The organism is Pseudomonas sp. MDT1-17 (assembly GCF_054898105.1).
The window spans coordinates 5,659,178-5,680,448 of the sequence record NZ_JBUBVM010000001.1 but is presented as its reverse complement, the minus strand read 5'-3'; the positions used below and the strand labels follow the sequence as shown (position 1 = coordinate 5,680,448).

Below are 21,271 nucleotides of genomic sequence, written 5' to 3'. Positions count from 1 at the left end.
CACACCTACCGTCAGATGCGCTTCCCGTTTACCGTGGCATTTCCGGTGAGCAGTTCCACGGCAGCAATGCTTCATAGTCGGTTACTGACTGCGCATGCGGCAGTCGCTCCAGTACGTGGCGCAGCCACGTATAGGGCTCTTGGCCGTTGACCTTCGCGGTTTCGACCAGGCTGTAGATCTGGGCGCTGGCAGTCGCGCCTTTGGGCGTATCGCTGAACAGCCATGCCTTGCGCCCGATCACAAACGGTTTTATTGCACGCTCCGCCGGATTGTTGTCAATCGGTAAAAATCCGGCCTCCACGTAGCGCTCCAGGCGGCTCCAGTTGCTGGCCAGATAATTAACGGCCTTGCCAAGCGCACTTTGCGGCGTCACCTGCGACTGCGTTTTATCCAGCCAGCTTTTCAACTGAGCCAGGATCGGCAGGCTCTTTTCCTGACGAACGATAAAACGCTGCTTATCGCTGACATCCTTGAGTTCACGCTCGATGCCGTACAGCTTGTTGATCATCGTCAGCGCGATATCGGCACGTCCCGTCTTGCCCTTGGGCTGCACTTTTTGCGCATCGACGAACTTGCGCCGTGCATGGGCCATGCACGCCAGACGTTCCACGCCCGGTTGCAACGCCAACGCGTTATATCCCGCGTAATCGTCGGTCATCACATAGCCGCGATAACCTTCCAGCAGGCGCAACGGCACGTCCTGCGCACGGCTGGAGGTGTAGTCGAACAGCACGACTTTTCGATCGGGTGGCCCGCTGGCCTGCACCCACATCCAGGATTGGCTGGTCGGGTCTCGATCCGGCTCTTTAAGTACCTGGACGCGGGTTTCATCGCAGTGAATGACCGGGCTTTCCAGCAACCGGTCGCGCATCAGATTCAGCAGCGGTTGCAAGTGCTCCCCGCACTGGATAATCCAGCGGGCGAGGGTCTGACGCGGGATATCGATACCGTGTCGACTCAACACCGTCTCGAAACGATGCAGCGGCAAGCCATCGACATACTTGGTGGTCAACAGCATCGCCAACACGCTCGGACTGGCCATGCTCTTTTCGATCAATTGAGCGGGCTTGTCAGCGGTGACCGGAGCCGTTTCACAACCGCGGCAACCGTAGACTTTGCGGATGTGTTTGATCACCCGAATCTGCATTGGCACGATGTCCAGCTGCTCGCTGGTTTCTTCACTGATCACATGCTTGCGGCAACCGCAGGCACAGGTCAGTTCGTGTTCGGGCAGTTCGTGGATGACTTCAATACGCGGCTGATCAGCCGACAGTGGCTTGCGCTTGCCACGGCGCGGAACTGGAGCAACGACTTCCTCATCGGCATCGCCGACGACGGGCATTGGTTCGCTTTCGGGTTCGTTGAATAAGGCCAGTTGCGGCGTGTTGGGCTCGACTGTTTGCTCGGATTTACGACCGAACAAACGGTCGCGTAACAATTTGATCTGTTCTTTCAGGTCAACAATATGCGTTTCGTAAGCCTGACCCACTTCCTGCTGGCGAGCGAGCGCGTCGAACGCATCAAGCAGCATTTGCTTGAGAAGTTCTGGGTCATCAGGAAGGTGTTCGGGCATCGAAATCATGCCCCGGATTATACCCGTCAGGCGACGAATCTTGGAGTCAAAACCTGATGAGGGCGATTGCGCCACAGGTCAAAACCGTCGAGCAACCAGTTCAATTCCTGGACGCTCAGCACGATGGCCTCGTCGCTGGCGTCGGGCGATGTTTTAAAACGCTCGGATTCCAGGCGCTTGAGCCAAAGGCAGAAGCCGTTGCGCTCCCAGTAAAGGATTTTCAGTCGATTACGGTGGCGATTCAGAAAGACGAAAAGCACAGGGTCGAACACCGCGACCTTGATATCCAGCTCGACCAAGGCGGCCAGGCCGTCGATGGATTTTCGGAAGTCCACGGGCTTGGGATAGAGGTACACTTTTTCGACTTTAGCGTCGGGTCGCATCATGACGTGCTGGCTCCAGAGAGAAATCGGAGTACAGCTTCGGGGATCAACTGCTGGCTTTGAATGTGGGGTTTATGGAGCGGTTACCGAGCTTTGATCAAGTCTTGGTATTTGATCAGTTCGTTTGCTCATCAAGAAACTTGTTCGCAACCAACAGGCCAGCCTTCATTGCAGCGGTTTGAGGCGATCGATAATGCTGAGACTTTCAAACAGGCTGATCGCTTCGTTCAGTGACTTTTCATCACCGAGCAGTTTTTCCACGGGTACTTTTTCAACGTCAAGCTGCGCGGCGAGCACTGCCTGTGCTTCAACCAGTTCGTCAATTTTGAATCTGTTATTGCTGATGGGGGCTCAATTTCGCTGTAACTTATTCAGCGTTTCTGTGCGCATTGTGATCAATTGGTCGGCGATTTTTGTATAAGATTGAATGGCTTTTTCAGTCTCTGCATTTTCGTCTTCTGTCAGTGCGACCAGCGCTTCCAGCGTATCACGCAGCGCTTTGGTATCCAGGCTGATGATGGCAGAAGTTAATGCCTTGGAGACTGCCTGGTCCGTGCTGGTGACCCCGGTATTAAGTTCAAGAAGTTAATTTCTAAGCGCTTCAATATATAAGTCTGCAGAGCCGATAATAGCGTGAGAACGGATAGTTTCCCGGCTGTCACGAATCAGCGACATATCAGGCGCGGTAAACAATAGAGTTGTCATAAGTATCCTTATTTATGAAGGGTTTCGCGAAAGAGAGGAATGGTAGCGTCAGTCGAATGCAGGGGTAAGGGCTTTTGCGTTAGCATCGATTTTTTTCCAGTCTTCGAGAACAACCCGCAGGCTCGTAACAAATACTCTTAACGACAGGAATTCGTGAATGCCATCAATTTTGTTTTTTGACGAGTTGATGTATTCGGAAATGGTGATCCACAAGGTTTCCAGCAGGGCGGTGCTGCTGACAGCACCGATAATGTAAGTGTCTACGCTGTACAGACGGTTATGCAGCGTCTGCAACATTCCCGTGAGTACATGCTTCTTGCGGACTTGCTCGGTGAGTTCATCCCTCTGACGAATCAAGGGGGGAAGGGAGGTATCGATGCAAAAATAAAAAAACCGTGAGCGATCACGGGTTATTTATACAGGTTATACGGTGTTAAACGTAAAATGATGTTGCGTGATAAAGAGCATTGCTTGATTAAGTTAAATGCACTAGTCGAGTGTGCGTGATGTCATGAGGCGAAGTGGTAGCTGTAGTGATTGGGTCTTGATTCGATATAAGTCTATTCGGTCAGCGAGTCGGCGGTGTTTGTATTTAAAGTATTTATTGATTGGGTGTTGCCGTTGGCAGTGTATGAGTTGTCTTGAATTTTAATATTTGAAGGCTTGTGAGTAATTATCAAGGTGCTATAAGGTTTGGTTTCTCGATATCTGCAATTGGGTTGTATGAAGCGACTTGTCAGTATGGAGAGCAAACTTAAATAATATTAACGTCTGAAAAGACAAGGAGTCTAAGGTGGCGTACAAGATAGATGATAAGGTAGTCGAGGCCGCTGCAAAAGCGCCCAGAATGTTTGTGGAGGCATCGCTTGGTGAGGGTGAGGAATATAATCGAGAACCCGGGATTCAGCTAACCAAAGAGCAGATTATTAGTCTGAGGAAGTATGAGGTCTTAGGGCTTTCTTTTCCCGTTCGGCTAACAGATGTAGTTGCCTATTTAAATTATGGCGCCGGTGATACTGGCGGCACGGGACTTGCCGCCAAGGATTTTCTACGCACTTTCACAATGACGTATGATCATGCCCTGCGCTGGTCGCCATTGCGCCAGGAGATAATGCTGACAGGAACCGACCTTTACGTTTTCGCTGGCAGCATTATCAGAACGGGTGCGGCAATTGTAGAGGTCTATGAAGATCACAAGGCATCGAAATACCTGGAAGATCATAATATCGATACACCCGAGGAGTTTCTGAAACTCCCGTTCCCGAATCTTCCCGATCTTGAGTTGCCTTCAGGGGATGTGTCGGATATCAAGGCTTACCTCAATGACATGCTTGCGAAGGTTAAGTGGTGTAATGAAAAGGCCGAGAGGGTAAAAGCAGAACTGGATAGTTTTGGTACCGATTTGCGCGCGAAAGTGCTGCCGGAAATAAAACTGCGATTGGAATTTGTTTCCAGAAATACGTATCAGAAAGATGTTCAGGATTTGCAAAATGAAATTGACCAGCGCTCGAAAGAGATTGATGAGCTCAATAAACAATATGACCAACTCGTTCAGGAAGCGATCAAGGCGGCTGCGACCCTCAATATCGGTGGTTTGATTCTTGGCATCTATCAGGGTGTCAAGGCTGGAAAGATACGCAATGAACGAAATAAACTGAAGGAAGCACAGCAAGTCGCCAATGAAAAGATGGGCAGTAAAAGCCAGACGCTGAACTCCTTGAATAGAGTGCGTGATGATCTTCAGAACCTGAGCTCCGTTACGATCGAAGCTGACGCTGCAACTCAAAATCTTATGCTTGTGTGGAATGCGCTGAGTTTATATATCGCCGCCTCCATTCAAGCGGTCGATGGGTTAAAGGACGCGACTTCTTTGAGGCGGTTTAAAAATCAGATACTCAGTATCATTGATCCTTGGGAACAAATTAAAGTGAGTTCGGATCAATTGCGTGACGTGTTCGATGAGGCGGAAAGAGAATATGAGAACGGTCGTTTGATTTTTAGGAGCAAGATGGACATGGATTCCCTGTTTAATAATCCGGAACACCCGATTTTCAATATGGCAGACTTGCGTAGGCACAATGCCGCGCTGCAAGGCACGAACACCACTGCACAAATGCTTGTGCAACAGTATGATTACTTGCCTGGCACTGTCGGAGCAATGAATGATCTGGCGGTTGCTATCAACAAGACAACATTCGATATACGTAACCAGGCCCAGACAAGTAGTCTCAATTTGGGACGTGCGGAGAAAAGACTGAAAGGCTTTCAAGCAGAGCTTGAGTATCCGGACGATGTGGACGAAGTTCGTGAGGACATGGAAGTGGAACTCAAAAATCTTTTCAACATAATGTCCGCACAAGCAGAGGATGTTAAAAGTATCCATAAACGTATTAGCGCCCCCTATGACAGGGCTACCTCGAAAAAATGGGTTGATACGCTCCAGCAGGATCGGGCACTCACGGAAGAGCTAAAAAGTAAATCCGAAGTAAAATTGGCTGAACTGAACGAGCAGATGAAGTCCGTGTCCGAAGCGATTGACTTGATCGGGAAAGCCGGTGTCGAAAAAATCGGTGATGAAGCTCAGTTATCGCTGGATAATCTGAAAGCACTGGGTTTGGCGCCACCGCAGATTCAAATCGCACTGTTGGCTATTGATACACTTAAAAAATTGATTTCTGGTATTGGGGAGGCCATTAATTATCTAAACATGCTGGCGGCGTACAACAGGCTTAAGGAGAAAGCTGGCGATCTGAGGGGGCAGTTGCAACAATACAACAAAGGTATCGCCCAGATTGATGGGAAGATTGAATTGGTAATGACCCTGGACGAGTTGGACGATGGGCGCTGGGCATATGTGAACGAATTTTCGAATCTGGTTGCCGACTTCGAAAAGTTCTCCCTCGAATTCAAGCAAGATAAGTCGCTGCCCGTCGAGGAACGAGCGGATACCGCGATTGCCAGGATCGCAGACGTTGCTAAATACATGAAGACTATTCAGCAGCCATAAGGAGTTGAGGAGGTGGGCCGTACGCCCACCCCCCCCCCTCTAAAATGAAAGATGAATATACTTGCATATGAATTTACCGCGGCGCGGCGGCGTGTGTTAGATCGTTACACCCATTTTCTTGGTTCCCTGCAGCCGACATTCAACAGTATACCGGTTGTGTTTGCGCGGCGTAGAAACAGCGGCCATCAACTTGCGATTCTGGCCCAGGATTCGCGCCTGAACAATGCCAGATTTAATGAGCGATATCTGCAAGAGTTTTGGGGGTGTACTGAAGAAGCCAGGCTTCTATGCAGCGCTTATGTTGAAGATCTGGCGACTTTCACTCGCGAATCTTTAGAGGTGACTAAGCAAACTTCCAGGAGCGAGCCAATTGACCAAGTGGATTTCAGGTTGTACGGCTTATCCAATTCCCAGACCTGGAAGTTATTTCCGCCCCAGAACGTACCGGACCTGGTTCACGAATTGGCTCTTCGATTTTATGAGCTAAGAGCTGCGATACGACAACTGACATATACGATCCGGGAGCTGCATAACGAGTCGTTTGGACTGAAATCGGTATTCACGCGGGCAATGGACCATCGATCTTGTCATTGCCATCCACAACCGACTGTTGCGCAAGAGTTGTTTCGCGAGTCTAGCACTACACCTGTCTGGGACATCGCTTACTCTTCCAGGGACGCTTCGGTCAGGGCGCCGGAATATAAGGCCGATATTACAGCGTTATTTAACGGGTTCGCTTCTGTGAGCTCGCAGATGGGGTTGTTTATCGAGGAAATATATCAACGTATGGATGGTGTAATCAACGAACTGTTGAGTGCAAAACGAGTGTCCAAACTCGGGGAGTTGAATTTCAAGTTGGGTGCGACTATGGAGGGCGCTAATGAGTGCATGGCGATGATGAACCATTTTGAGGAATGGCTGCGGAAATAAAAAAAAGGTCCATGTTTTCATGGACCTTTTTTTCATGAGATCACTTATACGTAGAAGGATTTCAACGGCGGGAAGCCATTGAATTCAACCGCGCTGTAACTGGTGGTGTAAGCACCGGTCGACAACCAGTACAAACGATCACCGATCGCCAGGTTCAGCGGCAAACCGTACTTGTAGTTTTCGTACATGATGTCGGCGCTGTCGCAGGTCGGGCCGGCGATGACCACTTCTTCCACTTCGCCTTTCTTCTCGGTCCAGATCGGGAACTTGATGGCTTCGTCCATGGTTTCGATCAGGCCGGAAAACTTGCCCACATCCGTGTACACCCATCGCTCGACGGCGGTACGGGATTTACGTGCAACCAACACCACTTCGCTGACCAGGATGCCAGCGTTGGCGATCAGCGAACGGCCTGGTTCCAGGATGATTTCCGGCAGTTCGTCACCGAAATCTTCCTTGAGGAAACGGATGATTTCTTCGGCGTAGGTTTCCAGGCTGTTGGTGCGGGTGATGTAGTTGGCCGGGAAGCCGCCGCCCATGTTGATCAGCTTCAGGTGAATGCCGTCTTCTTCTTTCAGGCGCTCGAAGATCACTTTGACCTTGGCGATCGCCGCGTCCCAGACGCTGATGTCGCGCTGTTGCGAGCCGACGTGGAACGAGAGGCCGTACGGCACCAGGCCCAGGTCGCGGGCGAGAATCAGCAGGTCCATGGCCATGTCGGTCTGGCAGCCGAATTTGCGCGACAAAGGCCAGTCAGCGGTGGTCGAGCCTTCGGTGAGGATGCGCACGTAGACTTTCGAACCCGGTGCAGCCTTGGCGATGTTGCGCAGGTCGGCTTCGGAGTCGGTGGCGTACAGACGCACGCCCTTCTCGTAGAAGTAGCGAATGTCTTTGGATTTCTTGATGGTGTTGCCGTAGCTGATGCGATCAGGGCCGACGCCCTGGTTCATCACTTTGTCGAGCTCGTAGATCGAGGCGATGTCGAAGTTCGAGCCTTTCTCTTTGAGCAGGTCGATGACTTCGACGGCCGGGTTGGCCTTGACCGCGTAGTAGACCTTGGCGAAATCGAAACCGGCGCGCAGGTCATCGTAGGCCTGGCTGATCATCGCGGTGTCGATCACCACGAACGGGGTTTCTTGTTTGTCGGCGAACGCCTTCATTTTCTGGAAGGTATCGCGCGCGAAATAGTCTTCGACGTTGATCGACATGCTGGGAACTCCTACTGGCAAACTGAAATTAACAATGGGTGCAAATGAACGTCCTCCGTATCCCCACTTTGGTTCGCCTACTTCCCAAGGCATGTCGCCGAAAGCAAAAAGGCCATGGGAGGCGGTGCTTCCCTTGGCCTTGCTGTCTCGTCGTCAGTACTTGAGCCGGATGGATCGTTTCCAGCATGGACGTTCGGCGCGAACTTTAGGGCGTGAGGGGCTTGAGATCAACAAAAAATGTCGCGTTTTTGCACGCATCCGTCGTGCGGTGCGCGTCAGTCACCTGTGTAACCGACCTGCATGACAGTGTGATGTTCCCGTTGGAGGGGAATTTGAGGTAGTTCAGGGGGATTTGTGGTGCCCCATTCGCGAGCAAGCCCGCTCCCACATTGGTCCGCGTTCATTCAGATAACGCCGATCAAATGTGGGAGCGGGCTTGCTCGCGAAGGCGTCAGATCATGCGACAGCAGTCTCGGCAGGCGAAACAATGCTGGTCTTGCCGCCACGGGACTTACCAGAGCTCAAATACTCGGCAATCGATTCCTGAGTCACTTCACCCAGGAACACCCGCTCGGCATCCATCACCGGCAACCACGAGCGGTTGAACTCGTACATGCGCGACAGCAGGATGCGCAAATGCTCGTCAAACGCCGCTGTCGCGTTGAACTCGCGCAGGTATTGCGCGCACGTACCGGTCTGACGGTGCAGGTCGCGGCGTCGTACATAACCGAGCGCCTTGTTCTCACCGTCAGTGACCACCACATAACGACGGTCCAGTTCGTCCATCAACTCCAGGGCTTCAGCCACGGGCGTTTCCGGACTCACCGACGGTGCGTTGTCCGCCGCGTCTTCGGCTTTAACCAGCAACAGACGCTTGAGGGTGCTGTCCTGGCCAACGAAGTTGCTGACAAAGTCATCCGCCGGGTGCGCCAGCAGCGTATCCGGGTGATCGATCTGCAACAGTTTGCCTGCGCGGAAGATCGCAATTTTATCGCCCAGCTTGATCGCTTCGTCGATGTCGTGGCTGACCATGATCACGGTCTTGTTCAGCGCCCGTTGCATCTCGAAGAACTCGTTCTGAATCATCTCGCGGTTGATCGGGTCGACCGCGCCAAACGGTTCGTCCATCAGCAACAGCGGTGCATCCGCCGCCAGCGCACGAATCACGCCGATCCGTTGCTGTTGGCCACCGGACAATTCACGCGGGTAGCGATTCAGGTATTGCTTGGGTTCCAGCTTGATCATGCTCATCAACTCGCGGGCGCGGTCGTGGCATTTCTGTTTGTCCCAACCCAACAGGCGCGGAACGATGGTGATGTTTTCCTCGATGGTCATGTTCGGGAACAGACCGATCTGCTGAATCACATAACCGATGTTGCGGCGCAGGGTCACGGCGTCGAGGTCGGTGGTGTCTTCGCCGTTGATCAGAATCTTGCCCGAGGTTGGTTTGATCAGGCGGTTGATCATCTTCAGCGTGGTGCTTTTGCCGCAGCCCGATGGCCCCAGGAACACACAGATCTCGCCTTCATTGACGGTCAGGCTTACCGAGTCCACGGCTTTCACATCTTTGCCGTTGCTTTGGAAGGTCTTGCTGAGGTTTTGAAGTTCGATCATTTCAGGAGTCCTTTTGGAGTCAGCGTGCGTTGCAGCCATTGCAGAAGCAGGTCGGCGAAGATGGCCAGGAGACTGACCAGCACGGCGCCGACGATCAGCATCGACATGTCGCTGCGGCTGATTGAAGCGAGAATAAGTACACCGAGGCCACCGGCGCCGATGGTCGCGGCGATGGTCATGACACCAATGTTCATGACCACGGCGGTGCGTACGCCGGCGAGGATCACGGGCACGGCGATCGGCAACTCGACCATGCGCAGGCGCTGGCCGAAGGTCATGCCGATGCCGCGCGCGGCTTCGCGAATGCCGGGTTCGACGCCGGTCAGGGCGAGGTAGGTGTTACGCATGATCGGCAGCAGCGAGTATAGAAACACTGCGGTAATCGCCGGCATCGGACCCAGGCCCTGGCCGAACTTGGAGTAGAACGGCAGCAACAGGCCGAACAGCGCAATCGACGGCACCGTCAGCAGCACCGTGGCGCTGGCTTGCAACGGACCGGCGAGGGTCGGGAAGCGGGTCATCAGGATGCCCAGCGGCACGCCGACCAGAATCGCCAGGGTCACGGCAATACCGACGAGGGTGATGTGCTGCCCGGTCAGTTGCAGGACCAATGGCCAGTCAAGATGGGAAAAGGCGTTCAGAAATTCCATGGCTTTTCCTCCTTAGTTGATGGGGTGCTGGCGCAGGAAATCGGCGGCAACGGATGAAGGGCTTTCATGATCGACATCGACCCGCGCATTGAGCTGGCGCATGGTGGCGTCGTCGAACAGTTCGGCCAGCGGCTTGAGTTCTTCTGCGAGTTTCGGATGAGCATCGAGGTAGACCTGACGCACCACTGGCGCGGCGGTGTAGTCCGGGAAGTAGTGCTTGTCGTCTTCCAGCAGTTTCAACTTGAAGGCGTTCAGACGACCATCAGTGGTGTAGACCAGACCGGCAAACACTTGGCCATTGCGCAGGGCGGTATAGACCAGCCCGGCGTCCATCTGGCGGATGTTTTTGCGGGTCAGGTTCATGCCGTAGAGCTCGACCATGCCGTCCAGCCCGTCGGAACGGTTGGCGAACTCGGTGTCCAGCGCGACAAGATGATGGGTCTTCGCCTCAGCCTGCAGCACCGTGTTCAGCTCGCTGATGGTGTTGATCTGGGGGTAGGCCTTCGCGGTTTTTTCCGGCAAGGCCAGGGCGTAGGTGTTGCTGAACTTCGACGGGGTGAGCCAGATCAGGCCTTTTTTTGCGTCGAGTTCTTTCACTTTGGCGTAGGACTGAGCGCTGTCGAGCTTGTCAGTGATGTGGTTGTACGCCACCAGCGACACGCCGGTGTATTCCCACATCAAATCCAGCTGACCACTTTCGTGGGCGCTGCGGGCCAGGTTGCTGCCCAGACCACCGGTCACCTGAGTGTCGTAACCCTTGGTGCGCAGGTACTGGGAAGTGATTTCCGCCAGCAGGGTTTGTTCGGTGAACACCCGGGCGCCGATGCGAATCACGGGTTTTTCAGCGGCTTGGGCAAATCCTGCGAACAGCAGGACGCAGCCCATCAATAAGGTCATGCCTTTTAGGTGGAAAGCTTTCATAAATATTCCTTTGCCGAGGCTTAAGACGGGCGCAAGCCGCGTTCGAGCCAGAGGCGGCTGGCGAGTGTCACCAGACCGTCGAGCAGCAAGGCCAGCAGGGCGGTGCAGGCCGCGCCGAGCAGCAGTTGCGGCTGATTGTTCAGGGCGATGCCTGGGAAAATCAGGCTGCCCAGACTGTTGGCGCCGATCAGGAACGCCAGCGGTGCAGTCCCGACGTTGATCGCCAGGGCCACACGCACGCCACCGATGATGATCGGGACGGCGTTCGGTAGTTCGACGCGCCACAGCACCTGAGTCGGTGTCATGCCGATGCCGACGGCCGCTTCCTTGAGCGATCCCTGGACGTTCTTCAGGCCTTCATAGGTGTTGCGCACGATCGGCAACAGCGAGGCGAGGAACAGAGCGAAAATCGCGGGCCCGCTGCCGATGCCGAGGATCCCCAGGGCGATGGCCAGTACGGCAAGAGGCGGCACGGTGTTGCCGATGTTGAAGATCTGCATGAAGCGTTCAGCGCGTCCCACCATGGTCGGGCGGCTGAGGAAGATGCCGGCGGGGATGCCCACAACGAGGGCGGCCAGCATGGAAACAAGGACGAGAATCAAGTGAGCTTGCAGGTAAAACAACAAATCGTCGCGGTAATGTTCGATCGTGTTGATGCCAATCCAGTGGACCAGCAGGGCCAGAAGGGCGACGACAACCGCACCTCCTATCAGCCCCTTGCCATAGCGAATAGCCACAGGCGGACTCCTTTTTTCAGTCGGCGGACGCAGTCCCGTGGGGCATGCCATTCCTGGCTGCCGGGATTATCAACGTTCGCGAGAAGCAGCTCCCCATGCTGATGGAACCGCATGAGATCGAGCCATAAGCGCAGCCTCGTCAGGCTAACTTGCAGATTTTTCAAACCCTGCTACGAGTGATGTAACGGGGGAGTGGACGCCTCCACCTTTTAAAAGGTTCCATATTTAGCAGCATTTAGCCACCCTTGATGTCCCAACGGTCCCGTCAATCGCCATGGGCGACTGGGCGAGCGGTGGTCCGTAAGGCTCGGTTTGCGCTATACTCGCCGCCCTTTTTTGAATCACCTGCCAGGCGATTTCCCATGACCAAACAGGCCGCCGAAGTCGCGAAGCGCCGCACTTTCGCCATTATTTCCCACCCCGATGCCGGTAAAACCACCATCACCGAGAAGCTCTTGCTGATGGGCAAGGCGATTGCGATTGCTGGCACGGTGAAATCCCGTAAATCCGACCGCCATGCCACCTCCGACTGGATGGAAATGGAAAAACAACGGGGTATTTCCATTACCACGTCGGTCATGCAGTTCCCGTATCGCGATCACATGATCAACCTGCTCGACACCCCGGGCCACGAAGACTTCTCCGAAGACACTTACCGCACCCTGACGGCGGTTGACTCGGCATTGATGGTCCTCGACGGCGGTAAGGGTGTAGAGCCACGGACCATCGCGCTGATGGACGTCTGCCGTCTGCGTGACACGCCGATTGTCAGCTTCATCAACAAACTCGACCGTGACATCCGCGACCCGATCGAATTGCTCGACGAAATCGAAGCGGTCCTGAAGATCAAGGCGGCGCCGATCACCTGGCCGATCGGTTGCTACCGCGACTTCAAGGGCGTTTACCACCTCGCCGACGATTACATCATCGTCTACACCGCCGGCCACGGCCACGAGCGCACCGATGTGAAAATCATCGAGAAGCTCGACTCCGATGAAGCCCGCGCGCACTTGGGCGACGAGTACGATCGCTTCGTCGATCAGCTGGAGCTGGTGCAGGGCGCCTGTCACGAATTCAATCAACAGGAATTCCTCGACGGCCAACTGACCCCGGTGTTCTTCGGTACTGCACTGGGCAACTTCGGTGTCGATCACGTGCTCGACGCCGTGGTCAACTGGGCGCCGAAACCGCTGGCCCGTGTTGCCAACGAGCGCACCGTTGAGCCAGTTGAAGAGAAATTCGCCGGCTTCGTGTTCAAGATCCAGGCGAACATGGACCCGAAACACCGCGACCGTATCGCCTTCATGCGTATCTGCTCCGGCAGATACGAAAAAGGCATGAAAATGCGCCACGTGCGCACCGGCAAGGACGTACGGATCGGCGATGCGCTGACGTTCTTCTCCTCCGAGCGTGAGCAACTGGAAGAAGCGTTTGCCGGCGACATCATCGGCCTGCACAACCACGGCACTATCCAGATCGGCGACACCTTCACCGAAGGCGAAGTCCTGGGCTTCACCGGCATCCCGCACTTCGCCCCGGAACTGTTCCGTCGCGTGCGCCTGCGTGATCCGCTCAAGTCCAAGCAACTGCGTCAGGGTCTGCAGCAACTGGCGGAAGAAGGCGCGACCCAGGTGTTCTTCCCCACGCGCAGCAACGACATCATCCTGGGTGCCGTCGGTGTGCTGCAGTTCGATGTGGTCGCCAGTCGCTTGAAAGAGGAATACAAGGTCGAGTGCTCCTATGAGCCGATCACCGTTTATTCCGCGCGCTGGATCGATTGCAGCGATAAGAAAAAGCTTGAAGAGTTCCAGATCAAGGCGGTGGAAAACCTCGCGATTGACGGCGGCGGTCACCTGACCTACCTGGCCCCGACCCGGGTCAACCTGGCACTGATGGAAGAGCGCTGGCCGGACGTGAAATTCCGTGCGACGCGTGAGCATCATTAAGCGCTGAGTCGCTTTGATGAAAGCCCCCGATGCGTGAGCCTCGGGGGCTTTTTTTTGTCTGTGAAATTGATTTTCCGGAGTAGTCGCAGTCGTTGCGCAACGATTTTTCCGTAGGTTTTTTCCCTTCGCCGGGTAGCTTGATTCTGGTTTTGCGATGTTGGTGTTTCTACTCGCGACAACCCAGTCGTAGCCGTCTACTGTTCGGAAGGCAATTCGCAAATAGCTGCCTTTTTAAGGATCAATGGAATGACGAGTCGGCTGACTCACTTGCTGCGGCTGGATGGTTATTTCTGCACCATGGCCTGGGTGCTGGCGGCGCTGCTTTTCATCAATCGCTTGAGCAGCATGGTCAAGCTGTTCATGGCGCTGTACCTGCGTCAGGAACTTGGGCTGGCCATTGAAACCGTCGGCTGGTTGCTGTCTGCTTATGGCGCCGGGCTGTTGATCGGCTCGATGCTGGGCGGATGGCTGAGCGATCATGTGGCCACGGCGCGGCTGACCGCAGCGCTGTTTTTTGCCTCGGTGTGGACGCTGGTCTTACTCGGGCTGACCACGCAGGTGCCGCTGCTGGCAGGTTTGCTTTTGCTCAGCGGGACACTCGACGGGTCGATTCGTACGCTGCATCAGCGGCTGATCATGGAGTACTGCGAGGTGGCGCAGCGTCCTCGCGCGCAGGCCTTGAGCCGTGTCGCCAGAAACCTCGGAATGGCTGCCGCCGGGCTGGCGGGCGGGGTGCTGGCGCAGACCGATTTTCGCTGGGTGTTTTTTGTCAGCGCGGCCATGACGCTGCTGGCATTGCTTTGGTTTGTCCGCACGACATGGCACCGACCGGTGCTGATTCCTGACGAAACGCCCGATGCCGGCGCAGGCACAGGCGTCCCTTATCGAGATCGACCGTTCCTTTGGTTGCTGGCAGCGGTGATCTTGCTCGGCATGGCGTTCGACTCGATCTACAGCATGCTCGGCAATTACCTGCGGGATTACTACCGGTTGAGCACTGAAGCCATCGGCTGGCAGTTCGGGCTCAATGCGATGCTGATTGTGGTATTGCAAATACCGCTGTCGCACTGGGGCGAACGCATGGGCGCGCGCCGCCAACTGGTGGCGGGATGTGTGTTGCTGGCGGTCGGGCTCGGCATGTTGCCCCTCGGCTCCGGGGTGTTTTACGCCTGTCTGTCGACTGTGGTCTGGACGCTGGGGGAAGCCCTGTTCATGCCGCCGCTGAATGTGCTCGTCATGCAGCACGCGCAAGCCGGAAAAAGCGGCCAGTACTTCGGCCTGTTCTTCATGTGCTGGAGTGCGAGCGCGCTGCTTTCACCGGTGCTTGGTGGTCAGCTTTACGGCCATTTCGGTGGGCACATTGTCTGGTTCGTCAGCGCCGCGCTGGCGTTGCTGTCCACCCCGCTGATTTATCAGGCCACACGTTTGGGCGCCTCGAAAGGGCTTGACCCACAAACGCCGCGCGCCACTTCGCTTAGCTGATTCGGTTATGGGTGTTATCAGAAACCAGTCTGGCCGCTGACGGCATTTCCGCCCATTCGTTAGCGTCCTATCTGGAGAACCCGGCTGAGCGCTACTAGATTTCACACAGCGCCAGTCAGGCACTTATGTTTCACCCGCAAAAGGATGGAATCGGCTATGAACAGATTTTTCCGGGTTTTATTGCTGTTGAAAGTGGTGGTGATGTTGTCCCTCGGCAGTTCGTCGGTGTGGGCCGAATGTGAGGATCACGATACTCAGGCGTCGAGCGGAGCGGTGGTGCAGGGTGATCTGATGCTTGCCAAATCCGAATCAGAGCCCGGTGATCAGGGGCAGGGCGGCAGTGCAGATGATGACGACTCGACCACTGACGATCCCGATGCCGATACCGATGAAAATGAAGGGGCTTAGGTAGCAGGCAAAAGAAAACCCCTTCTCCCCCGACTGATGCGCAGCGGGGCAGAAGGGGTTATTGAACAGGTCGCAAATCCCTGTGGGAGCGAGCCGGCTCGCTCCCACAGTTTGTTACGCGGCGCCGTCGAGGAATTGCTCGGCGTAGTGGCAAGCCACCTGGCGGCTGTCGAGCAGGCGCAAGGCCGGCTCTTCAGTGCTGCAGCGCTCGGTCGCGTACGGGCAGCGCTTGTGGAATGCGCAGCCGGATGGCGGGTTCAACGGGTTGGGCAACTCGCCGACGATCTTGATTTTCGGCTTGTTCGGGTCCGGGTGAATGGTCGGGGTGGCCGACAGCAACGCCTGGGTGTACGGGTGCAAAGGACGCTCGTAGATGTCGTTCTTCGGGCCCATTTCCACAGGGCGACCGAGGTACATCACCATCACGTCATCGGCGACGTGTTGCACCACTGCCAGGTTGTGGGAGATGAACACGTAGGCGGTGTTGAACTCTTGCTGCAGATCCATGAACAGGTTCAATACCTGCGCCTGAATCGACACGTCCAGCGCCGAGGTCGGTTCATCCGCTACCAGCACTTTAGGCTGCAACATCATCGCGCGGGCCAGGGCGATCCGCTGGCGCTGACCGCCGGAGAACATGTGCGGATAACGCTGGTAGTGCTCAGGACGCAAGCCCACCTGCTTCATCATCGCCTGAACTTTCTCGCGACGTTCGGAAGCCGACAGGTTGGTGTTGATCAGCAGCGGCTCGCCGAGCTGGTCACCGACTTTTTGCCGTGGGTTCAACGACGCGTAAGGGCTCTGGAACACCATCTGCACGTCTTTGCGCAGTTGCTTGCGTTCAGCCTTGTTCGCGCCGGTGACTTCCTGCCCGGCGATTTTCAAGGAGCCGGAGGACGGCTCTTCAATCAGCGTCAGGGCACGGGCCAGGGTGGATTTTCCGCAGCCCGATTCGCCGACGACAGCGAGGGTCTTGCCGGCTTCCAGTTCGAACGACACACCGTTCAAGGCGCGCACGGTCGCATGGCCCTTGAACAGGCCACGGGACACTTCGTAGTGACGGGTCAGGTCGCGGGCGGTAAGTACGACGGCCATTACGCCACCTCCTGATTCAGCGGGTAGAAGCAGCGGGCGAGGCTGTTGCTTTTCGGGTCAAGGGTTGGACGTTGCTGACGGCAGGAGTTCTGCACATACGGGCAACGCGGCGACAGCAGGCAACCCTGCGGACGGTCATAACGACCGGGAACGATGCCCGGCAGCGTGGCCAGGCGCGTGGCGCCCAGGCTGTGTTCCGGAATCGCCTTGAGCAGCGCTTCGCTGTACGGGTGCGCCGGAATGTCGAACAGCTGAGGCACCTGACCCACTTCTACCGCTTGGCCGGCGTACATCACGCACACACGCTGAGCGGTTTCAGCCACGACCGCAAGGTCATGAGTGATCAGCACCAGGCCCATGTTCTGCTCTTTCTGCAGCGCCAACAGCAGGTCCATGATTTGCGCCTGAATCGTGACGTCCAGTGCGGTGGTCGGTTCGTCGGCGATCAGCAGTTTCGGCTCGCCGGCAATCGCCATGGCGATTGCGACTCGCTGGCTCATGCCGCCGGACAGTTGATGCGGGTAAGCATCCATACGGCTGGCGGCACCCGGGATTTCAACTTTTTCAAGCAGTTCGATGGCGCGTGCGCGGGCTTGCTTGCCAGACATTTTCAGGTGCAGGCGCAGCACTTCTTCGATCTGGAAACCGACGGTGTAGCTCGGGTTCAGCGCGGTCATCGGGTCCTGGAAGACCATGGCCAGGTCTTTGCCGACGATCTGCCGACGCTGACGGTTGCTCAGCTTGAGCATGTTCTTGCCATCGAAATTCAGGGCGTCGGCGGTGACGATCCCCGGATGTTCGATCAGGCCCATCAGCGCCATCATGGTCACGGACTTGCCGGAACCCGATTCGCCAACGATGGCCAGAACTTCGCCCTTGTCCACGGTGATGTCGAGGCCGTCGACCACCGGAACAGCGTTCTTGTCGCCAAAGCGAACGTTGAGATTCTTGATTTCTAACAGTGACATTTGAATCTCCTCAGGCGGCGTTCTTGAGTTTCGGGTCCAGCGCATCGCGCAGACCGTCGCCCATCAAGTTGATTGCCAGCACGCTGAGCAAAATGGTCAAACCAGGCAGACTGACGACCCACCAGGCGCGTTCGATGTAGTCGCGAGCCGAAGCCAGCATGGTGCCCCACTCAGGGGTTGGCGGTTGCACGCCAAGGCCGAGGAAGCCCAGTGCCGCGGCATCGAGAATCGCCGAGGAGAAACTCAAGGTGGCCTGAACGATCAGCGGTGCCATGCAGTTAGGCAGCACGGTGATGAACATCAGGCGTGGCAGCGTGGCGCCGGCCAGACGCGCGGCGGTCACGTAGTCGCGGTTCAGCTCGCCCATCACCGCCGCGCGGGTCAGACGAACATAGGACGGCAGGGACACCACGGCGATGGCAATAATGGTGTTGATCAGGCCAGGGCCGAGGATGGCGACAATCGCCACCGCCAGCAGCAGGGACGGCAGGGCCAGCATGATGTCCATCAGACGCATGATGGTCGGGCCCAGCAGGCGCGGGTAGAACCCGGCGAACAGACCCAACAGGATGCCCGGAATCAGCGACATCACCACCGACGACAAGCCGATCAGCAGGGACAGGCGCGAACCGTGGATCAGTCGCGACAGCAGGTCGCGACCCAGTTCATCGGTGCCGAGCAGGAACTGGAGTTGCCCACCTTCCAGCCAGGACGGCGGGGTCAGCAGGAAGTCGCGGTACTGCTCGCTCGGGTTATGCGGTGCCACCCAAGGGGCGAACAGTGCGCAGAAAATCACCAGCAGCATGAACATCAGGCCGGCGACAGCGCCTTTGTTCCTGGAGAATGCATGCCAGAATTCTTTGTACGGGGACGGGTACAGCAGGCTTTGATCGACTGCTACCGATGGAATTGAAGTGGTCATGGTCATGATGATCTCAGCGCTGGTGACGAATGCGTGGGTTGGCAAAGCCGTAGAGGATGTCCACCACGAAGTTGACCAGAATCACCAGGCAGGCGATTAACAGGATGCCGTTTTGCACCACGGGATAATCCCGTGCGCCAATGGCTTCGATCAGCCATTTGCCGATGCCGGGCCAGGAGAAGATGGTTTCGGTCAGGACCGCACCGGCCAGTAATGTGCCGACTTGCAGGCCGACCACGGTCAGTACCGGAATCAGCGCGTTACGCAGACCGTGCACGAACACCACGCGCGACGGCGACAGGCCTTTGGCGCGGGCGGTACGGATGTAGTCTTCACGCAGCACTTCGAGCATCGAAGAGCGGGTCATCCGCGCGATCACCGCCAGCGGGATGGTGCCGAGCACAATGGCCGGCAGGATCAGGTGGTGCAGCGCATCGAAGAACGCACCGACGTCATCAGCCAGCAGCGTGTCGATGAGCATGAAGCCGGTCCGCGGCTCGATGTCATAGAGCAGGTCGATCCGCCCTGACACCGGAGTCCAGCCCAGGGACACCGAGAAGAACATGATCAGGATCAGGCCCCACCAGAAGATCGGCATCGAATATCCCGCCAGGGAGATGCCCATCACCCCGTGGTCGAACAGGGATCCTCGCTTGAGTGCCGCGATCACCCCGGCCAGCAGGCCCAGGATGCCGGCGAACAACAGGGCGGCCATGGACAGTTCCAGGGTCGCGGGGAATAGAGAGGTAAATTCGGTCCAGACGCTTTCACGGGTACGCAGGGATTCGCCGAGATCGCCATGGGCCAGTTTGCCGATGTAATCCAGGTATTGGGCATACAGCGGTTTGTTCAGCCCCAGGCGTTCCATTGCCTGAGCATGCATTTCGGGGTCGACGCGACGTTCGCCCATCATCACTTCCACGGGGTCGCCTGGAATCATGCGGATCAACGCGAAAGTCAGCAAGGTGATGCCGAAGAACGTGGGGATCAATAACCCCAGTCGGCGGGCAATAAAACTAAACATCTTGTGGTGTACCTCATCAGCCGGTTAGGCGTGCCCGGCATTCCTGGGTCAGGAATGCCGGCAGTTTCTTATCTACTTCACCTGGGTGGTGGCGAAGTTATTAGTGGTGAGCGGGCTAATGTGATAACCCTCTACGTTGTTGCGCATTGCAGTGAACATACGGGTGTGGGCCATGCTGATCCAAGGTTGGTCCTGATTGAAAACCTCCTGGGCTTGCTCATAGAGCGCTGCACGTTCCGCCGGGTTCACTTTAGCGCGGGCTTCATCGATCAGCGCCTGGAACTTCTCATTGCACCAGCGCGCGTAGTTTTCGCCGTTTTTGGCCGCCTCGCAACTGAGCATAGGCGTCAGAAAGTTATCCGGGTCGCCGTTATCGCCCGCCCATCCGGCAGACACCATGTCGTGCTCGCCGTTTTTCGCGCGTTTGAGCATTTCGCCCCATTCCATGACGCGAATGTCGACCGTGATTCCGACTTTGGCCAGATCAGCCTGCATCATCTGCGCGCCGAGCATCGGGTTCGGGTTGGTTGGACCGCCACCGTTACGGGTGAACAGGGTAAACGTAGTGCCTTCCGGCACGCCGGCTTCCTTGAGCAGGGCGCGAGCCTTGTCTAGATCACGTGGCGGGTTTTTCAGGTCGTGGTTGTAGCCTAGCAGCGTGTCCGGGAACGGATTGACCGCGACAGTTGCGTTGCCTTTGCCAAACAGCGCGTTCACGTACGCAGCTTTGTCGAACGCAATGTCGATGGCCTTACGCACACGCACGTCGCTCATGTATTTGTGCGAGGTGTTCATCGCGATGTAGGAAACGGTCATCGCGTTCATCTCATCAACCTTCAGGTTGGTGTCTTTCTTGATGCTCGGGATGTCATCCGGTTTCGGATACAGCGCGACCTGGCACTCGTTGGCCTTGAGCTTTTGCAGGCGCACGTTGTTATCGGTGGCGATGGCCAGGATCAGGGCATCAGCCGGTGGCTTGCCACGGAAGTAGTCCGGGTTGGCCTTGAAGCGCACCTGGGCATCTTTGTTGTAACGCTGGAAAACGAACGGGCCGGTGCCGACCGGCTTGTTGTTCAGGTCGCCGGTCTTGTCGGCCTTGAGCAACTGGTCGGCGTACTCGACGGAATAGATCGAGGAGAAGGCCATGGCGACGTCTGCCAGGAACGGCGCTTCGCGACGGGTCAGCGTGAATTTGACGGTGTTGTCGTCAACTTTCTCGACGCTTTTCAGCAGTTCCTTGAAGCCCATGCTTTCAAAGTACGGGAAGCCCACGCTCGACAGCTTGTGCCACGGGTGATTCGGGTCCAGCTGACGCTGGAAGCTCCAGACCACGTCGTCGGCGTTCATGTTGCGGGTAGGCTTGAAGTATTCGGTGGTGTGAAACTTGACGCCTTTACGCAGGTGGAACGTGTAGGTCAAACCGTCTTCGCTGATGTCCCAGGAATCGGCCAGTGCCGGAATCACTTCAGTGGTGCCGGGCTTGAAGTCCGCCAGACGGTTGAAGATGGTTTCGGCCGCGGCGTCAGCGGTGACTGCAGTCGTGTACAGGGCGGTGTCGAAACCTTCCGGACTGGCTTCGGTGCAAACCACCAGGGGTTTGGCCGAGACGCCAACAGCGACACTCAGCAACGCGGCAGCGATGGCCGCACGTAGGGGAAGCATTTTCATCAAAGAACCCTCTGCAATCGGTTGAACAGG

19 protein-coding genes are annotated in these 21,271 nt (G+C 56.3%); 5 read left to right on the top strand and 14 right to left on the bottom strand.

The features are described from left to right. Nucleotides 1-28: 28 nt before the first annotated feature. The 4 genes from tnpC to ACYZTX_RS26260 all read right to left on the bottom strand — a co-directional run bounded on the left by tnpC (nt 29) and on the right by ACYZTX_RS26260 (nt 2,958). Nucleotides 29-1,582 (bottom strand): IS66 family transposase, encoded by a 1,554-nt coding sequence (gene tnpC / locus ACYZTX_RS26275; protein WP_462036478.1) that lies wholly within the window; start codon nt 1,580-1,582, stop codon nt 29-31. A 17-nt stretch (nt 1,583-1,599) separates the two neighbouring features. Continuing rightward, nucleotides 1,600-1,959 carry an IS66 family insertion sequence element accessory protein TnpB gene (gene tnpB, locus ACYZTX_RS26270; protein ID WP_462036477.1) on the bottom strand — a complete coding sequence of 120 codons (360 nt, stop codon included), beginning with the start codon at nt 1,957-1,959 and terminating at the stop codon, nt 1,600-1,602. Between the two features lie 162 nt (nt 1,960-2,121). Then, a complete protein-coding gene (locus tag ACYZTX_RS26265) occupies nt 2,122-2,253 on the bottom strand; it encodes a hypothetical protein (RefSeq protein WP_462036476.1) in 132 nt (43 codons plus the stop codon). A gap of 456 nt (nt 2,254-2,709) precedes the next feature. Then, complete coding sequence (locus tag ACYZTX_RS26260; RefSeq protein WP_462036475.1) at nt 2,710-2,958, bottom strand: hypothetical protein; 249 nt, start codon at nt 2,956-2,958, stop codon at nt 2,710-2,712. 496 nt (nt 2,959-3,454) lie between these two features. Here ACYZTX_RS26260 and ACYZTX_RS26255 point away from each other — a divergent pair, with 496 nt between their 5' ends. Beyond that, nucleotides 3,455-5,668, top strand: a complete 2,214-nt coding sequence (locus ACYZTX_RS26255) for an alpha-xenorhabdolysin family binary toxin subunit A (RefSeq protein WP_462036474.1) — start codon at nt 3,455-3,457, stop codon at nt 5,666-5,668. Between the two features lie 51 nt (nt 5,669-5,719). Beyond that, nucleotides 5,720-6,598, top strand: a complete 879-nt coding sequence (locus tag ACYZTX_RS26250; RefSeq protein ID WP_462036473.1) for a hypothetical protein — start codon at nt 5,720-5,722, stop codon at nt 6,596-6,598. A gap of 44 nt (nt 6,599-6,642) precedes the next feature. Here the strand turns inward: ACYZTX_RS26250 and ACYZTX_RS26245 are convergent, their stop codons facing one another. The 5 genes from ACYZTX_RS26245 to ACYZTX_RS26225 form a co-directional block, all read right to left on the bottom strand. Continuing rightward, entirely contained in the window at nt 6,643-7,806 is a 1,164-nt protein-coding gene (locus ACYZTX_RS26245; protein ID WP_462036472.1) for a type III PLP-dependent enzyme, read from the bottom strand. Nucleotides 7,807-8,262: 456 nt separating this feature from the next. Then, nucleotides 8,263-9,420 (bottom strand): osmoprotectant ABC transporter ATP-binding protein OsmV, encoded by a 1,158-nt coding sequence (locus ACYZTX_RS26240; RefSeq protein ID WP_121733608.1) that lies wholly within the window; start codon nt 9,418-9,420, stop codon nt 8,263-8,265. Further along, entirely contained in the window at nt 9,417-10,070 is a 654-nt protein-coding gene (locus ACYZTX_RS26235; protein WP_131062971.1) for an ABC transporter permease, read from the bottom strand. Before ACYZTX_RS26235 ends, ACYZTX_RS26240 begins: the two co-directional genes overlap by 4 nt. 12 nt (nt 10,071-10,082) lie before the next feature. Beyond that, the gene (locus tag ACYZTX_RS26230; RefSeq protein WP_462036471.1) at nt 10,083-10,991 is read right to left on the bottom strand and encodes a glycine betaine ABC transporter substrate-binding protein; all 909 of its coding nucleotides are present in this window, start codon (nt 10,989-10,991) and stop codon (nt 10,083-10,085) included. A 20-nt stretch (nt 10,992-11,011) separates the two neighbouring features. Then, complete coding sequence (locus ACYZTX_RS26225; protein WP_054049992.1) at nt 11,012-11,728, bottom strand: ABC transporter permease; 717 nt, start codon at nt 11,726-11,728, stop codon at nt 11,012-11,014. Between the two features lie 362 nt (nt 11,729-12,090). On the opposite strand from ACYZTX_RS26225, the gene ACYZTX_RS26220 reads away from it, so the two are divergent. The 3 genes from ACYZTX_RS26220 to ACYZTX_RS26210 all read left to right on the top strand — a co-directional run bounded on the left by ACYZTX_RS26220 (nt 12,091) and on the right by ACYZTX_RS26210 (nt 15,564). After that, nucleotides 12,091-13,674, top strand: coding sequence for a peptide chain release factor 3 (locus ACYZTX_RS26220; protein ID WP_462036470.1), 1,584 nt, complete (start codon nt 12,091-12,093; stop codon nt 13,672-13,674). A 246-nt stretch (nt 13,675-13,920) separates the two neighbouring features. Continuing rightward, nucleotides 13,921-15,156, top strand: coding sequence for an MFS transporter (locus tag ACYZTX_RS26215; protein ID WP_462036469.1), 1,236 nt, complete (start codon nt 13,921-13,923; stop codon nt 15,154-15,156). Nucleotides 15,157-15,312: 156 nt separating this feature from the next. Further along, entirely contained in the window at nt 15,313-15,564 is a 252-nt protein-coding gene (locus tag ACYZTX_RS26210; RefSeq protein ID WP_462036468.1) for a hypothetical protein, read from the top strand. Between the two features lie 114 nt (nt 15,565-15,678). On the opposite strand, the gene ACYZTX_RS26205 is transcribed toward ACYZTX_RS26210, so the two are convergent. The 5 genes from ACYZTX_RS26205 to ACYZTX_RS26185 all read right to left on the bottom strand — a co-directional run bounded on the left by ACYZTX_RS26205 (nt 15,679) and on the right by ACYZTX_RS26185 (nt 21,241). Next, nucleotides 15,679-16,659 carry a peptide ABC transporter ATP-binding protein gene (locus tag ACYZTX_RS26205; protein ID WP_282375031.1) on the bottom strand — a complete coding sequence of 327 codons (981 nt, stop codon included), beginning with the start codon at nt 16,657-16,659 and terminating at the stop codon, nt 15,679-15,681. After that, nucleotides 16,659-17,627: an ABC transporter ATP-binding protein gene (locus ACYZTX_RS26200; protein WP_461984205.1), complete on the bottom strand. Its 969-nt coding sequence runs from the start codon at nt 17,625-17,627 to the stop codon at nt 16,659-16,661. The genes ACYZTX_RS26205 and ACYZTX_RS26200 overlap by 1 nt, the downstream gene beginning before the upstream one ends. A gap of 10 nt (nt 17,628-17,637) precedes the next feature. Then, complete coding sequence (locus tag ACYZTX_RS26195) at nt 17,638-18,549, bottom strand: ABC transporter permease subunit (protein WP_462037112.1); 912 nt, start codon at nt 18,547-18,549, stop codon at nt 17,638-17,640. A gap of 13 nt (nt 18,550-18,562) precedes the next feature. Then, nucleotides 18,563-19,573: an ABC transporter permease subunit gene (locus ACYZTX_RS26190; protein ID WP_075947650.1), complete on the bottom strand. Its 1,011-nt coding sequence runs from the start codon at nt 19,571-19,573 to the stop codon at nt 18,563-18,565. 72 nt (nt 19,574-19,645) lie between these two features. Continuing rightward, nucleotides 19,646-21,241 carry an ABC transporter substrate-binding protein gene (locus tag ACYZTX_RS26185; protein ID WP_462036467.1) on the bottom strand — a complete coding sequence of 532 codons (1,596 nt, stop codon included), beginning with the start codon at nt 21,239-21,241 and terminating at the stop codon, nt 19,646-19,648. Nucleotides 21,242-21,271 lie beyond the last annotated feature (30 nt).